The organism is Clostridium sp. LS (assembly GCF_002760435.1).
In the GTDB taxonomy this organism is placed as follows: domain Bacteria; phylum Bacillota; class Clostridia; order Clostridiales; family Clostridiaceae; genus Clostridium.
Map to the genome: position 1 here is coordinate 16,265 of NZ_AUUU01000050.1, position 16,072 is coordinate 32,336.

Annotated in this window: 10 protein-coding genes and 1 tRNA gene; 2 read left to right on the top strand and 9 right to left on the bottom strand. The window is 27.6% G+C overall.

The genetic code is table 11. The features are described 5' to 3' along the window. Nucleotides 1-119 precede the first annotated feature (119 nt). The 3 genes from COL3_RS13210 to COL3_RS13220 form a co-directional block, all read right to left on the bottom strand. The gene (locus tag COL3_RS13210; RefSeq protein WP_008426303.1) at nt 120-908 is read right to left on the bottom strand and encodes an HAD-IIB family hydrolase; all 789 of its coding nucleotides are present in this window, start codon (nt 906-908) and stop codon (nt 120-122) included. 23 nt (nt 909-931) lie between these two features. After that, nucleotides 932-2,659, bottom strand: a complete 1,728-nt coding sequence (locus COL3_RS13215; RefSeq protein WP_008426301.1) for a ferredoxin hydrogenase — start codon at nt 2,657-2,659, stop codon at nt 932-934. 228 nt (nt 2,660-2,887) lie between these two features. Continuing rightward, nucleotides 2,888-3,469, bottom strand: coding sequence for a TetR/AcrR family transcriptional regulator (locus COL3_RS13220; RefSeq protein ID WP_008426299.1), 582 nt, complete (start codon nt 3,467-3,469; stop codon nt 2,888-2,890). Between the two features lie 364 nt (nt 3,470-3,833). Between COL3_RS13220 and COL3_RS13225 the strand changes: the two genes are divergently transcribed. Continuing rightward, a complete protein-coding gene (locus tag COL3_RS13225; protein ID WP_035283895.1) occupies nt 3,834-4,724 on the top strand; it encodes a phosphatidylserine decarboxylase in 891 nt (296 codons plus the stop codon). Between the two features lie 45 nt (nt 4,725-4,769). Here COL3_RS13225 and COL3_RS13230 read toward each other — a convergent pair. The 3 genes from COL3_RS13230 to COL3_RS13240 all read right to left on the bottom strand — a co-directional run bounded on the left by COL3_RS13230 (nt 4,770) and on the right by COL3_RS13240 (nt 6,585). Beyond that, nucleotides 4,770-4,844 (bottom strand) — tRNA-Arg (locus tag COL3_RS13230). A 125-nt stretch (nt 4,845-4,969) separates the two neighbouring features. After that, entirely contained in the window at nt 4,970-5,875 is a 906-nt protein-coding gene (locus COL3_RS13235; RefSeq protein ID WP_008426295.1) for a HAMP domain-containing sensor histidine kinase, read from the bottom strand. Nucleotides 5,876-6,102: 227 nt separating this feature from the next. Beyond that, complete coding sequence (locus tag COL3_RS13240; RefSeq protein WP_008426293.1) at nt 6,103-6,585, bottom strand: DUF1189 family protein; 483 nt, start codon at nt 6,583-6,585, stop codon at nt 6,103-6,105. A 212-nt stretch (nt 6,586-6,797) separates the two neighbouring features. Between COL3_RS13240 and COL3_RS13245 the strand changes: the two genes are divergently transcribed. After that, nucleotides 6,798-7,967, top strand: coding sequence for a L,D-transpeptidase (locus COL3_RS13245; RefSeq protein ID WP_008426292.1), 1,170 nt, complete (start codon nt 6,798-6,800; stop codon nt 7,965-7,967). Between the two features lie 83 nt (nt 7,968-8,050). Here the strand turns inward: COL3_RS13245 and addA are convergent, their stop codons facing one another. The 3 genes from addA to COL3_RS13260 form a co-directional block, all read right to left on the bottom strand. Continuing rightward, nucleotides 8,051-11,782, bottom strand: a complete 3,732-nt coding sequence (addA, locus tag COL3_RS13250) for a helicase-exonuclease AddAB subunit AddA (RefSeq protein ID WP_008426290.1) — start codon at nt 11,780-11,782, stop codon at nt 8,051-8,053. Between the two features lie 82 nt (nt 11,783-11,864). Next, nucleotides 11,865-15,365, bottom strand: coding sequence for a helicase-exonuclease AddAB subunit AddB (gene addB, locus COL3_RS13255; RefSeq protein ID WP_008426288.1), 3,501 nt, complete (start codon nt 15,363-15,365; stop codon nt 11,865-11,867). A gap of 21 nt (nt 15,366-15,386) precedes the next feature. Beyond that, entirely contained in the window at nt 15,387-15,884 is a 498-nt protein-coding gene (locus tag COL3_RS13260; protein ID WP_008426286.1) for a GNAT family protein, read from the bottom strand. Nucleotides 15,885-16,072: the final 188 nt, after the last annotated feature.

Below are 16,072 nucleotides of genomic sequence, written 5' to 3' on the forward strand. Positions count from 1 at the left end.
AAGAGTTCTTCTTACAGGGCATTTTTTTATTAATATAATTGGAATATTTAAACGTACTTTAATGCTAGTAGAAAAAACACCTCAAAGTAATTAATTGTTTTGAAGTGTTCTTTATATATTTATTTTATCATATCTTCTATAACTTCATACACATAATCTACTGCATTATTTGCACATAGCTTGACCACATTTTCTACTCCATTAAATGTATAGCTATTATTTGTAATTTCAAACATTGATATATCATTTAATGAATCACCAACAGTATATAAACAATCTGTAGTTTCCTTTTCAATTTCCAATACCGTCATAATGGCATTTCCCTTAGAACAATTTCTAGGTACTATGTCCACAAAAAACTGATTCCTAAATGCTTCTACATGATCTTTATATTTTTCTAATAGATTTCCCCTTAATAATTCTGACTTTTCCACTGATTGAGACACATTAAAAATACTCATGATTTGTGAATCTAAAGTATTATTTAATGCCTTTTCCAAAGTAACCCTATCCGAAAAATGATTAAAAAAATCTGAATTAACCTTTGAAGTATCTACTGAATCATTTTCTATGACATATGTACCATTTCCATCATCATAATATATTAATGAATCTTCCCAATTATAAAAATCAGTTATTATTTTATTTTGTATTTTATTTGGAATCACTTTTTCCTGAATTACTTCATCGTTCTTATTTATTATTAATGCACCATTACACATAACTAAGTAGTCATATTCAAAGGGATATTCTCTTAAAATATCTTTTACTCCTTTTAAGCTTCTTCCCGTCGAAACAATTATTTTATTTCCTAATTTCTTTAGAGTCCTTAATGCTTCTAAATCTTTTTCAGCAACACTATTATCTCTAAATAATGTTCCATCTAAATCGCTTGCTAAAAATTTCATTTTAGTATATCTCCCTAATATTTCTACTTAGAATATTTTATATGTAATAACTTATGAGCTATACCTTCCCCAGGAGCGCCCATATATTCATGATACATTTTTAATAATGCGGAATTCTTATGAGATTTTCTCTTTTCTAAGTTTTTATCTTGATTATATAGCACAGATGCTCTTAATGCTCTTACATCTACATTTTCCCTATCCTTTGCATTTACATGTGGCTGTCCTCCACCATTAATACATCCGCCTGGGCAAGACATTACTTCAATAAAGTGATATTGTTTTTCATTTATTTTTCCGCTTTTCATAAACTCAAATAAATTTGAAGAGCCATTAATTACAGCTATATTATAATTTTCTCCACCAATTTCTACTGCCGCTTCTTTTATTCCATCAAATCCTCTAACTTGTGTATATTCTACATTAGTTAAATCTTTATCTTCAACAAAATCCTTAGCAGTTCTTAGAGCAGCCTCCATAACTCCACCTGTAGTTCCAAAGATAACTCCAGCACCAGTATATTCTCCCATTGCTAAATCTGCTTTTCCATCTTCTAAATTAGCAAAATTAATCTTTGAATCTTTAATCATTTTTGCTAATTCCCTTGTAGTAATAACAGCATCTATATTTCTTATTCCATCGTTAGCCATTTCTTTTCTGTCAGCTTCAAATTTTTTTGATGTACAAGGCATTACTGTTACTGTAAACACATCTTTAGGATTTAATCCCTCTATTTCAGGATAATATGTCTTACTTGCAGCACCAAATATCTGTTGAGGTGATTTTGCTGATGATAAATTCTCTAAAAATTCTGGGTAATAATTTTCAACAAGTCTTACCCATGATGGACAACATGATGTAAACATAGGAAATGGCCCATTATTTTTTACTCTTTCAATAAATTCAGTTGCCTCTTCCATTATTGTCATATCAGCTCCAAAGTTAATATCAAACACTTTATCAAACCCTAACATTCTCAATGCTGTATATAGTTTTCCAGTTACATCTACCCCGTATCCTAACTTAAATAACTCACCCATTGAAGTTCTAATTGAAGGAGCTATTGCAACTATTACATGCTTATTAGGATCTTCTAAGGCTTCCTTAACTCTATCCATATGTGGCTTTTCTGATAAAGCAGCAACTGGGCATGCAATAACACATTGACCACATAATAAACAATTAGTATCGTCAAAACATTCATTTCCTATAGCAGAAACTTTTCTTTCAGCACCTTTACCTACTATCTTAATCATTTCAGTTCCTGTCTTTTCTTTGCATGCAGCAACACATCTTCCGCATAGAACACATTTACTTCTATCTATAACAATTGATTTACTTCTTTCATCAATGTATTCTGCTTTATCAGCAATTGTTAAAGGCGGATTTGCCTTAGCTTTTGTTTTTATAACTAATTTTAAAAATTCACAATTTTCTCTTCTATTACATGGCCCACATTTAAATTCATGTTTGTCGAGTAAACTAGCCACTCTAGTTTTAACTCTTTCTTGAACTTTTTCCGAATTTGTTCTTATTACCATTCCTTCTTCAACTTTTGTTATGCACGCAAGTGATAAATTATTTTTTCCCTCAATTTCAACAGCACAAACTCCGCATTTTCCTACATTACCACAATCATTTAAATAACATAGTGTTGGAATGTCTATACCATTATCCAATGCTGCTTTTAAAACTGTTGTATCTTGATTTTCTATTTCAATAACTTTTTCATCAATTATTATATTTATCATTAAATATTCCTCCGTATATTATTTCAATAGTGTCTGGTATATAAAGCTTATTTAAGCTCACCAAGTACTATTCTAACATAAATGCACTAGAGAAATAAATGTTAATTAATAGCTTTTATTGATAAAATAATATTTGAAACCAAGTGTTATAAGATATTTTAATATTAGAGGCAATTTAACCGTTAGTAATATAAATAATTCATACTTAATTTAATATATTATCTTCTATTAATAATTTATACTTTTAATCCCTAAGCCATTTAATGTGAATTTTATCGTGCTCTCTATAATATCTTCTAAATCTATTTTTTCGATTCGAATTGATTCATATATAGCAGATGAACATAATGACCCGAAAAATTCAAAGGCTATAAGTTCTATGTCACCTTTCTCAATTAAATTATTCTCCATTGCACCTTTTATATTAATCTCAATTTCATTTATATATTTTCTTATTTTTTGTCTCAATTCATTTTGTCTATTTTCAGTTCCCCATAATTGGCTCATTACTACTTTGAAAAAATCTGTATATCTATAAAGAAAAGTTAATTGTATCCTACTTATTTTTATCAATTTTTCGATAGGTCCTATATTCATATTTTGAACTTCAACAACTTGGTTCAGTAATATTTGAAGTCCTTCTTCAACAATAAAATTAAATATTTCTTCTTTGCTTTTAAAATGATAATATAAAGTTCCCTTAGCAAGACCTGCATTGGATGCTATCTCATCCATAGTAGCACCTCTATATCCAGATTCAGAAAATATTTTTATTGCTGATTCAAATATTAAATTTCTTGTTTTGTTCATAATACTTCTCCTCATTTCCCCTTGATAATTCGAAATTAACATACAATTAATATTATACCATCAAGTTCAAAGCTAAGCCACAATTCTACTATTTGATGATTAACACGCTCATGAACTTACTTGTTTTATATTCTTACTTTTGAATTTTTTATTATATGTGCTAAAATTAATATTATACTTTTAAAATAAATCATGCCTGTTACACATTATTTATTTAAAGTATAAATTCTAGTTAAATTTTATTGCATTATAATACAATAAAATTTAATCAGAAATACTAAAATAAAAACAAGAAATGGAGGATACTTGTCATAACTGTAGCATTATAAATATAACTATTTATAAAGTTTTGGCAATTGTATTTATGATTCAAGTATATAATAGAACTACAAAATCTTATGAAGAAGAACTTATAGCTGGTAAGAAGTATATTGAATGGACATATGAATCACCAATCGGCAAAGGCTTTACTGAACTTATTACCAAAAAGAAACTATTTTCTAAGCTATATGGAAAGTATTGTGATACTAAGTTAAGCGCCAATAAGATTCCATCGTTTGTTAGGGATTTTAATATTGATATGAGTATTTCAAGAAAAAAAGCTAGTGACTTTACATCTTTTAATGATTTTTTTACAAGAGAGCTTATTTCCGAAGCTAGGCCAATAACTACAGATAAAAATATTTTAATTTCACCTGGTGATGGGAGAATAACTGCTTATGAAAATATAGATCTAGATAATATAATTCAAATTAAAGGGCTAACTTATAGTCTTAAGGAATTAATTAATAATGACACTGTTGCTAGTAAATATAAGAATGGTGTATGTGTAATACTAAGATTATGTCCAACCGATTATCATAGGTTTCATTTTGTAGATTCAGGTGTTCCATATGAAAGTCACTATATTAAAGGGCATTATTACTCTGTAAACCCAATAGCCTTGAAATCAATTCCTAAGCTTTTTTGTGAAAATAAACGAGAATGGTCATTATTTAAGTCTGATAATTTCAAAGATATATTACATATAGAGGTTGGTGCTACCTGTGTCGGATCAATAATTCAATCTTATTCACCTAATGTTAGAGTAAATAAAGGTGATGAAAAAGGTTATTTTAAATTTGGAGGATCAACAACTATATTATTTTTCGAGAAAGATTGCATAAAGATAGATAATGATATTCTAGATCAGTCTAAACTTGGTTTTGAATGTAAAGTCCTATTTGGTGAAAATATTGGTACTAAAGCAATATAAAAAAAATGTCTTAACTTTCAATAGTTAAGACATTTTTTTATTAATTGGCAGAGCGTGAAGGAATCGAACCCTCAATGTACCGTCCGTAGCGGTAAGTTATATCCGTTTAACTAACGCTCCATGATATTTTTAGCAACAGAATTATCTTATCACAAGCTATTATAATAATCAAGTTTATAATATGATAAGTTACCTAAAAACATAAATTATTTTTAGGTAACTTATCATGCATTTGCTAATTTAATCTATAAATAAATATCTGAAAACTCCACTTCTAATACTTCTACCTTATTTCTAGCATTTAAGCACTTATCTTTATCATTTTCATTCTCGTCTAATTTTTCTATAGGTATTTTAATGATAAATTCACAACCTTTATTGATTTCACTTTTAAGTTCTATAGTTCCATTATGTGCTTTTGTTAAATACCTAACTAAATCTAAACCTATTCCACTCCCAGCGTATTCACTCTTTTTATTTCTTGATGATTGAACGAATCTATTAAATATAGTGTCTTGCTCTTCCTTAGGTATTCCTATACCTTCATCTTTAACAGATATTATTAATTGATTGATACTCTTCCATGTATTTATATATATACTGCTTCCTTGAGGTGAGAACTTTATAGCATTTGATATTAAGTTCATAATTATTCTATCTAATGCTTCTGGATCCACTGCAATAATGCATTCTTCGACATTAGTATCAAAGACTAAAGAAATATCCTTCTGCCTAGCGTATTTATCTATAGACGATATATTCCATTCTATTAAATTAATTATATCTAAATTCTCTTTTTTTATATTATAATATTTTCTCTCTAATTTTGTTGTATCGATAAGGTTATTTATAAGTTTTAATATTTTATATGAATTTCTCTTTATTACATCTATATGTTCCTGGCATTTTTCTTGATTTTTTGTATCCTTATATTCATCCTTATAGCATTGTAATATACTTAAAATTATATTTAGTGGTGATCTTAAATCATGTGAAATATTTAGAATAAAATCTTCTTGAGCCTTTTTATCTTCTGTTACCTTAATAAGTTGATTAATTAATTCTTCTTTAGATAACTTAATAAGTTCAGATTTATATAATTCATATTCCTTGTTTGTTTCACCATCTTTTAAAACATCTACATCAGCCATTCTTAGATCCCCTTTTGTTTTTACTTTTTTTACCATACATCTGTAATATATGATATCACATTATTTTCCAGGTAACAACTATAATTAAATAAAAACCATAAATAATTTACATAATTTTACTTGTAATTAATTAACTTTTAGAAACAAATACTCGGGATAACATTATTTTTATGACTTATTTATATTACTATCTTTAATTGAAATTACATTATAATTTAATTGTACTTCTAATTTAAATTTTTTATTATTTCATCCTTTAGATATTTTAATATTAGTATAACGTAAGTTAATGTCCCTATTATAAACATCGTATCAAAATTTATGTCAGGTTTAACTATCTCTAATATACTTTGAATTATTAATGGCAGTGTAGCAGCATATAAGGTCAGCGAAAATAAAGCCTTATATCTAACGACCATCTGCATAAATATTGTAAAAAGGGAAGCAACAACGGTTACTATTAGACAATTAAATAGTAAATTCGATAAACCTACCCCAAAATTAGAAGTAGTATTATATATAAATGTCATTAGTTCAAAATTATCAATTTTATATACATTAGCTATTCCTTTTATTCCTGATAGAATTATCATCAATAAAATTGCATAAAAAATTGATCTAAGCAATCCCTCTTTAGCATATTTAGAAAAAACTTTTATGTCATATATAGACGTTATAACTTTCTTAAAAAAATTAGTTTTATAATTCATTTTCCCCTCCAGATTAGCATTCTTTTGTTTTGTAAACTCTTTTCAATATATTAACACATATTGAATTTAGTTAAAACATCAAGGTTTATTATTTGTTTTTCTTGTCAATATTATAGCTAAAAGAGCATCTTTTAATAAATTAAAAGAATAATGTTCACATTTTCTTTACCGCTCTTTTAATTTCTAGGTCTTAATATTTAGGAGGCATTCTTTTGAAAGTCAGTAAAATTTTTTATAATAAAAAGAAAAAAAATAAAATATCTTTAATTGTTATATTTATATCTATTATATGTGCAAGTTGTTTCTATGGATTTAATAGATATAATCAACTTATCAATACTTTCAAAACAAGTTTTGATAATTACAAATTTGCTGAAGCAAATAATATCTTATTAACTAAACAGAATTTTAATCCATTTAAGTTATTTATGATGAATAGTGATATCTTGAAGTATTTTGATTCTAAAATAAATGATCTGTCAGAAAATATTCAAGCCAAGAAGATATCAAGTGAAAGTGCATTAGTTCAACTAAATGAGATTAAACGCTATAACATTGCAGATGAAACTAAATTACATAGCATCTCTGATTCAATAGATTTAATTCAAGAATCAAATAAGAATTATAATACTGCTATAGATTATTATAATAATGGACAATACAGTGAATCTATATCTTATTTTAATAGAGTTTCTTCTTTAGATTTAAATTATCCTGAATCATTAGTATACTTAAATGATGCTAAAGGTAAGCTAAAAGAAACGCTATTTGCTTATTGTGATAATTTAGTTAATAATGATCACTATACTGAAGCATTATCTAAAATCTCAGATAGCAGCGATATTTTGGGAAATGATTCCGATGTAACAGAAAAAATATCAGATATTAAAGCTAAACAACAGGAATATCTAGATAAAAATTCTGCTATAGCAGAAGCTTCATCTCGAGCATTAACTGCTTCTATATCAGTAAAAAATATTAATACATTAAATATAGAAAGCAGTACACCGTATCTTATTAATGTTAATTTAAAAGAACAGAAAACATATATCTATAAAGGTAAAGCCGATAAATGGCAATTAATTAAAACTTTTGCTTGTTCTACCGGAGTAAATGGTGAAGATACACCTTCTGGTTCATTCTCTACTAAAGAAAAGGGAGACTGGTTTTTTTCTGATAAGTATGCGCAAGGCGGTAAGTATTGGACACAAATTACCGGGGATATTTTATTTCATTCTCTTCCCTTCGCCAAAGATAAAACAACTATTTTAGATTATACAATGAATAAACCATCTTCCCATGGTTGTATTAGACTTTCCTTGGATGATGCTAAGTGGATCTATTCTAATATACCTAAAGGAAGTAAAGTGATAATAAAATAATTTTACAAACAATAAAAGAAGCAAGGTTGCAAATTTTTATTGCTGCCTTGCTTTTAATTCTCTTTATTTCCTATACATCAATTTTATTGCAATAAAATTTCTTTTTCTAACGAGAATGAATATAGATATTTATACTTTACCTTTCTTCCAGTCATTTTAAATATTGCATTACTGTAATACTCCAATTGCTTATTATATTTTTCTTTAAGTTCTTCTTCATTCCCTGGCTTCACATAATCAGTTTTATAATCCAAAAGTATAATTTCCTTATTATACTCAAAGAAACAATCAATTATCCCCTGTAGTCTCACCTTCTCATCCTTATATCTTTCATCCAATTCTTTATCTATTTCTAAGCTGCTAATTTCAGTATAAAACGGTATTTCTCTATATATCTTTTTATTATTCTCATTTAATTCAAGAATCTTTCTTCCCAAATTAGACTTAAAAAAATTAAATATTTTATATGGATTAATAGCTTTTAATTCTTCACTAAGTAAAAATTCACTTTCATAAAGTCCTTTAAGCTGTTCCTTAATTTCTTGTATAGATGATACTTTATTAAAATCAATCTTTTTCATTACAAAATGAACTGCTGTACCCTTTTCGGATGGAGTAAGACCCCGTTCTTCTTGAAGAAATTTAGGTGTGGTAATAATTCTTTCTCTAAAAATTTCTTCACTATTATAATTTTCTTCAGCATTTCTTCGCTTTAAATCAGAAACTGAAATATTACTTTTCATTGTCGTTGAAGCCTTTAATGGATACTTATATGATAATATTCTATCTATCTCTTGAGCAATAGCAATATCTTCTTGTAATTTACTATAAACTATAGTTGATTCATGTTTTTCTTCATCAGTGTTTTCTAAATTTAATTGTTTAACTAAATCACTTCTATTCCATAATTTTATCTTCCACTCTGATGTATCATCTTTTGATATTTTATTAGAAATGCCTATTACTTCACTAAGCAAGTTTCCATCATTATGATGACATAGTGCCATGCCAACCCAATCTAGATATGATCTACCCTTTAGCACTTCTGATGGTAGAATATAATTATATTCTAACTCCGCTGAGCTTACCCATCTTTCTACTGCTCTTTCAGTGTTAGAAACTGTTCCTATCATAATTAGCTTTTCCTTTGCTCTTGTACATGCAACATAAAGTATTCTCATTTCTTCAGATAGAGTTTCAAGTTTTATTTTTTTCTTTATTGATTCTTTAGCCAAAGTTCCTATTCTAAATCTTTTTTCTATATCTACAAAATCTGGCCCAAATCCTAATTCATCATGGTAAATCATATTCTTATTTAAGTCCATCAAATTAAAATTCTTTCCCATTCCACATAAAAATACAACTGGGAATTCCAATCCCTTACTTTTGTGAATACTCATAATTCTTACTACATCTTCATTTTCTCCTAACATTTGAGCGCTTCCCATATCACCAGATGACTTAGTAAGCTTATTAACAAAATTAATAAAATTAAATAAACCCTTAAAGCTTGTTTTCTCAAATTGTTTAGCTCTTTGAAAAAGTACTTTCAAATTTGCCTGCCTAAACACTCCATTTGGCATTGCTCCTACATATCCATAGTAAGCTGTATCCATGTATAAGTACCAAATAAATTTATCAATTGCCATGTAAATTGATTTCTTTCTCCAAGCATCAATTTTCTCAATTAAATATTTGCATTTATCTCTCAGTTTTTCTGAATTAATTTCCTCATTCTCAGTATTTTCTTCACTTATGCATTTGATATTTTCATAAAAGTAATTATCCTTGTTGAAAAGTCTGACATCACTTATTTCCTCTGCTGAAAATCCTCCAATTGGTGATCTCATTAATGCTATCATAGGTACATCTTGTAATGGATTATCAATAACTTTTAAAAGAGAAATAATTGTTCTAATCTCAATTGATTCAAAATATCCTGTTCCTGTATCAGAATATACAGGTATCCCCTCAGCCCCTAATTCATCTAATAGGCCTTCAGACCAGTTTTTTGTTGCCCTAAGAAGTATTACAATATCTCTATACATTAAGGGTCTATATTCTCCAGTTTCTTTATCTAAAACCTTAAATACATGTTCCCCTTTTGTGGACATTAACTCCTTGATCCTTCTTGCAACAATCCTTCCCTCTAGCATAACATTGTTTATTTCTTCCTGCTCTTCAATAACTTCTTCACTTAATTCTTCATAGTTTTTATCTACTATATTAAGTTCTATTGGTCCACCAAGAATTACATTTCTACTATCTGATTCCTTGTAATTTGCGCCTAAATTTAAAGCTTCCTCGTCTGAATACTCTAATTCCCCAACAGTTTTAGACATTAATTCTTTAAATAAGTAGTTTACACCTTCAATAACTTCTTTTCTACTTCTGAAATTCTTATATAACTGAATTTTTCTATTCTTGCCTTGATTCAAATTATATGTATTATATTTATCAATAAATAACTCTGGCTTTGCTTGTCTAAATCTATATATGCTTTGCTTAACATCACCAACCATAAATACATTCGGATTATCATATTCTTTTCTAGATACCAAATTTATTATTGTTTCTTGTACATTGTTAGAATCCTGATACTCATCTACTAAAACCTCGTCAAAATACTCTTTAAAGTTTTTAGCTACATTAGATGGAATTATATTCTTATCTTCATCATAATCAATTAATATTTTTAAACACAAATGCTCTAAGTCATTAAAATCTAGTATATTTCTATCTCTCTTCTTCTTATTAAACCTATCTCCAAATTCCAATACAAGTTCTGTTAGTTTTTTCATATGAGGATAAGCACTCTGAATATTGTTTAACATCTGCTGTGGTGTTACTGAAAATGTGTTATCTATTAATTCAGATAATTTTTTCTTTATATCATCCCTTATTTTTTTAACAGTATTTTGAGAATTCTCATCTGAAATTTTATCCTTTTTAATAGTTTTAAGTCTGTTAAAAACAATAGATGTTAATGCTTTATAAATATCTTCTAACCCATTATCAATACATTCATAGACATTCCTTATAGCTTTTAATTCCATTTGAAAATTATCCATATACGGTTCTAAGCCATCAGTTTGATTAATTATTTCAATGGCTTTTTCTATCATTTTTATATATCCTTCAATTTCAATATTAATATTATCAGTTAGCACTTTAACCCACTTAGTCTTATTTAGTTCCTTTAACGAACCAATTTTAAAGTTTTCTGCATTTTCATTTAGCCATTTTTCAGGCCATGGACCAGACATGATAAAATTATACAAGTCTAAAATTAATTCCTTTAAATTATCATCATTTTTATAACCACTGAATGCTTCAACTAAATTTGTAAACTCTAAATCTTCTTCTTCATACTTATCCTCAAAAAGTTCATCTATTACCTCTGACTTAATTAATATACCTTCTGTTTGATCTCCAATTCTAAAAGATGGATCTAAATCTATCCTGTGGAAATTATTTTTAATAACATCTAAACAAAATGAATGCATTGTTGTGATATTGGCTCTATTTAGTAATGCTAATTGTTTTTGGAGATTTCTAGAGCTTGGTTTCCTATCTAATTCCTTTGATATTGCTTCTGCTATTCTTTCTCTCATTTCAGCAGCTGCGGCATTAGTAAATGTCACTACTAACAACTTATCAATATCAACTGGATTTTCCTCGCTCGTAATTATTCTAATAATCCTTTCCACCAAAACAGCCGTTTTACCAGAACCTGCTGCTGCTGCCACCAACAAATTGCAATTTCTTGTTTCTATTGCACTTAATTGCTCGTCAGTCCATTTTGTTTTGCCCATAGATTAATCTCTCCTATCAAAAATAAAATCACGTTACCCACCAAGATTTTTTTATTTATCTAATACTATACAACTTAACTTTTTATACGTTATTCTCATCATTTATAATATTTGACTCATTAGAATCTACTTGTTCACTAGTATGATTTATCTCTTTTTTTATACTGCTCCAAATATCATTTTGGGATTTTCTTGAAATAATTTTATATTTATTATCTTTTATAGCTGTATCAAATTGGCATATAGCTGAAAAATCACAAAATTCGCAATGAGCTCTATTAGCATTTTTAGTTGGTTGTATTTTAATTTCCCCATTTAACATATCCTCGCATAGCTCAACCATCTTTTTGTTAACATATTCTCTAAGCAATGTGAACTCCTCTTCAGTAATTACATCACTACTTGACTTAAAATCCCCATCATTCTTAAATGCAGCTGGTATAATTAATGAATATCCTTCAATATCTCTATCCATAGCTTTAACAACTCTAGCATCTTTTAGAATTAATCCTTTCAGTTTTAAAGCATTTAGTACTTCATCTTGCACTTCATCTATGGTCATTTCTTTTTTACTTTTTATTATAGGATCATCTATTTTAAAATATAATATAGCTCCTGGCTTTGCATGCTTATTTAATATATATTTAGAATTTTTAATTAAAGCGTCAAGATAAACTAATAACTGCATTTGCAATCCATAATACAGTTCATTTAAATCAAATTTATTAGTACCAGTTTTATAATCTATAACCCTAATATAAGTATCACCATCTAAATCCAACGTATCTATTCTATCAATTCTTCCTTGAAGATATATTTTTTCATTAGACTCCAAATCCAAAGTTATAGCTTCACCCGAGTTATAGCTTCCAAAATTAAATTCAGTTTTATAAACCTCAAACTCACCTTTGCCTATTTGATTTGCAATTACTGATACAGATTTTGAGATTACTCTTTTGAACCTTTGAGCTAAGTATTTAAATTTTTTAGTACTATTTAATATTGAATTACTTTGCTCACTCAGTTTTTTATCAATAATATTAGATATCATTTCTTTACATTTTTCATTATTCAAATCTGACCATAATATACCCTCTTGTTTAACCTTATTTGTAAATGTATCTAACATCTCATGTACAAATGAACCTAAATCTGGAGGCGTAAACTCATATACCTTTCTATTCTTTGCCTTTAATCCATACTGAACAAAATATGAAAAAGGGCATTCTGCATATTTTTCTAATCTTGATACGCTAAATACTAGTTTTCCCATATCATTTTGATAAAGCCTTCTTAATTTATTTTTAGCAACTTTATCACCTACGTTAGAGTATGTAAGCCCTTTAAATATGTTTTGTATTTTCTCTTTAAATTCTTCATTTTGTTTAAACCAGTTATAAACTTCAGGCCAATATTCTTCTATATCTTCTCTATCAAAATCCCTTCTTACAGCTATTATAAGTTCATTAAATGTTGGAATTGGAGTAGTAACTTTACCAAACTTATTTTTCTGAATTTCTAAATTATAAATTGCACTTTCCTCTATTAACTGTGGTAATATTTTTTTAATTCTAGGTATTACTACAGATGGCCTTAATGCTTTACCTTCAAAATCAGACATTGGGTACGACAGCATTAAAAATTCACTGCTTATAGTTAAAGCTATGTATAATAAATATTGTTCTTCAAACACTTTATTTCTAGTTGTCGTTGATAATGTAATACCTATTTCATTTAATATATCTCTATCTCTATCGGATAGTATTCCCTCATCCTTTTTCGCTGCCGGTAAAACACCGTCATTAATACCTACTATATAAAGAACCTTCACGTCCCTACCTTTAATCCTTGCTATATCACCAATGTTAACTTGATCTAAAGCTACAGGTATAACCCCTATTTCTTCATTTGTAAATCCTGAATTTAATATTTTAAAGAATTCAAAGTACTCGAGAGTTTCCTCCCCCATTACATCAACTGCTTGATCTAAAATATCAACGACTATACCTTCAACCTGACTATACTCTTTTACTTTACCCTCTAAACCTAAACTTTCAAAATTTTCGATCCAAGCATTTATTCTTTCAAATGCCTCTACATCTACTAAAAATTCATATATAGCTGTACATATATCTTTTACTTTAGATTTGCCATTTATCTTGCTATGAAAATCGATAAGCGGTTTTCTTATCTCCTCCATAATTTCAGCTATTAATATTTTTTCATTTGTTAATTCCTCATTATTTATAAACCATTTTTCACTAATTATTTCTTTTACTGTCCATTTATATCCCTTTATCCCGTGTTCCAATACAAAGTTCTCTAAAATATCTATATGTGAATTATCTACTCCAGCTAATCCACTTTTTAAATATTTAAATACACTCTCATATGACCAATTTTTAGATAAAATCTCAAAAGCAGAGCTTATAAGTATAATCAATGGATTGCTCAACAACTGAATTTTTTTATCCAAAAAATATGGAATATCATAATCCTTAAATATTACTGATGTTATTTTTTCATAGTCATCTATATTTCTACAAACTACAGATATATCTTTATATCTATAGCCTTTATCTCTAACAAGTTCTGTTATACTCTTTGCAACTCTTTCAATCTCATCATAAATGTTATTTGCTTTATATAGTGATACGTTATTACAACTTTCCTTATATTCATTAAATGGATAAGAAAAAAAATATTTTTCTATATGCCTAAGCTCGGGATTATTCTTAAACCTATGTGGTACAGCATTATTCAGATTAACTGGTTTATCATAAGCTATATTATTTTCTTTCATTATTTTTAGCAACTTGTTTTCGGTATTCTTTGTTATATTAAAGACATCTGTTATATCTTCATATTTATCATCTATAGATTTATTGTCCATGCACAAGGTTATATTTGTTCTCTTACACCTTTTTGCTAGTAATCTTATAATTTCTAGTTGTTGAGGGATAAAGCTAGTAAATTCATCTATCCATATTTCAGCTCCTGAATACGCATCAGTTTCTAATAACTTTTTACTTAATAAGCTTAACTCATCATCCCCATCAATGTAGTTTTCATGCATCTTTGAATTGAACGCTTCATAAATAAGAATTAGTTCCTTAAGTTTTTGAGCTAATTCAAAGTCATCTATTTTTTCATCTATTCTTCTTATATTCTCAATATCTATATTGTATTTTTTAAACTCAGAGATTACCTCTGAAATAATTTCATTAAACCCTTGTTCTCTAGATATTTTACTAAAATAATCTAGAGACTCAATGTTTTCATTTAATACTCTATGAATAAGCATGTTTCTTCCAGATTCCTTTATTATCTCTTTAACACGTCCACCATACTCTTCAAAAACTTCTCGAGCCATTTTCTTAAAACTTAGTACTTCTACTCTTAAAAATGCATGCTCTCCAATAGACTTTAGTATCTTATTTTCGGTCGTAAATGTATATTGTTCAGGAACTAATAAAATTAATTTATTTTCAGATTCTTTTTCGTTAATATTATTTTTTATTTCATCAATACAAAATTCACTTTTCCCAGTTCCGGATCTTCCATAAATAAACCTTATACTCATATATACCTTCATCCTCACATATTAAATATCAATTACTTCTTCTCTAAGTATGCCCATAATTACAGTATCTACATATTCCTTGCCTATATAAACCCTATTTCTCTTAATGCCTTCTTCTATAAAGCCACATTTCTTATAGCACTTTATAGCTCTTGTATTAGATTTTATGACTTCTAATTCTACTCTTATAGCATCTAATTGGTAAAATAAATATCTTAATAAAGTTTTTATTGAATCTTCACCATACTTTCGTCCCCAATACTTACTTCCAATAGTTATTCCAATAGAATATACCCCTTTACAACTACTACTTTCCTTATATGTTATAAACCCAATTAAAATATCTTCTTCATTAATTATACTTAATGCTTTTCTTAGATGTGATTTTTGATTATTATGTTGTATATCATTAGGTATTGTATTATATATTCTAACCTTCTCTTCATTAGATAATCTATACAATATCGTTATATCCTTTTTTTCTATTAACCTTAAATATATTCTGATGCCTTTAAGCATAATTCACCTTCTTAAGCAAATTATTAATTTAATATAAATCTTATATAAATTTATTATAATATTTTAAAGCTAAAATTTGAATTAACATCTTCTGTTATTTAATATAAAAATAAAAAAACATCTAACATATTGTTAGATGTTTTGGCGGAGGATCCGGGATTTGAACCCGGGCGCCAGTTACCCGACCT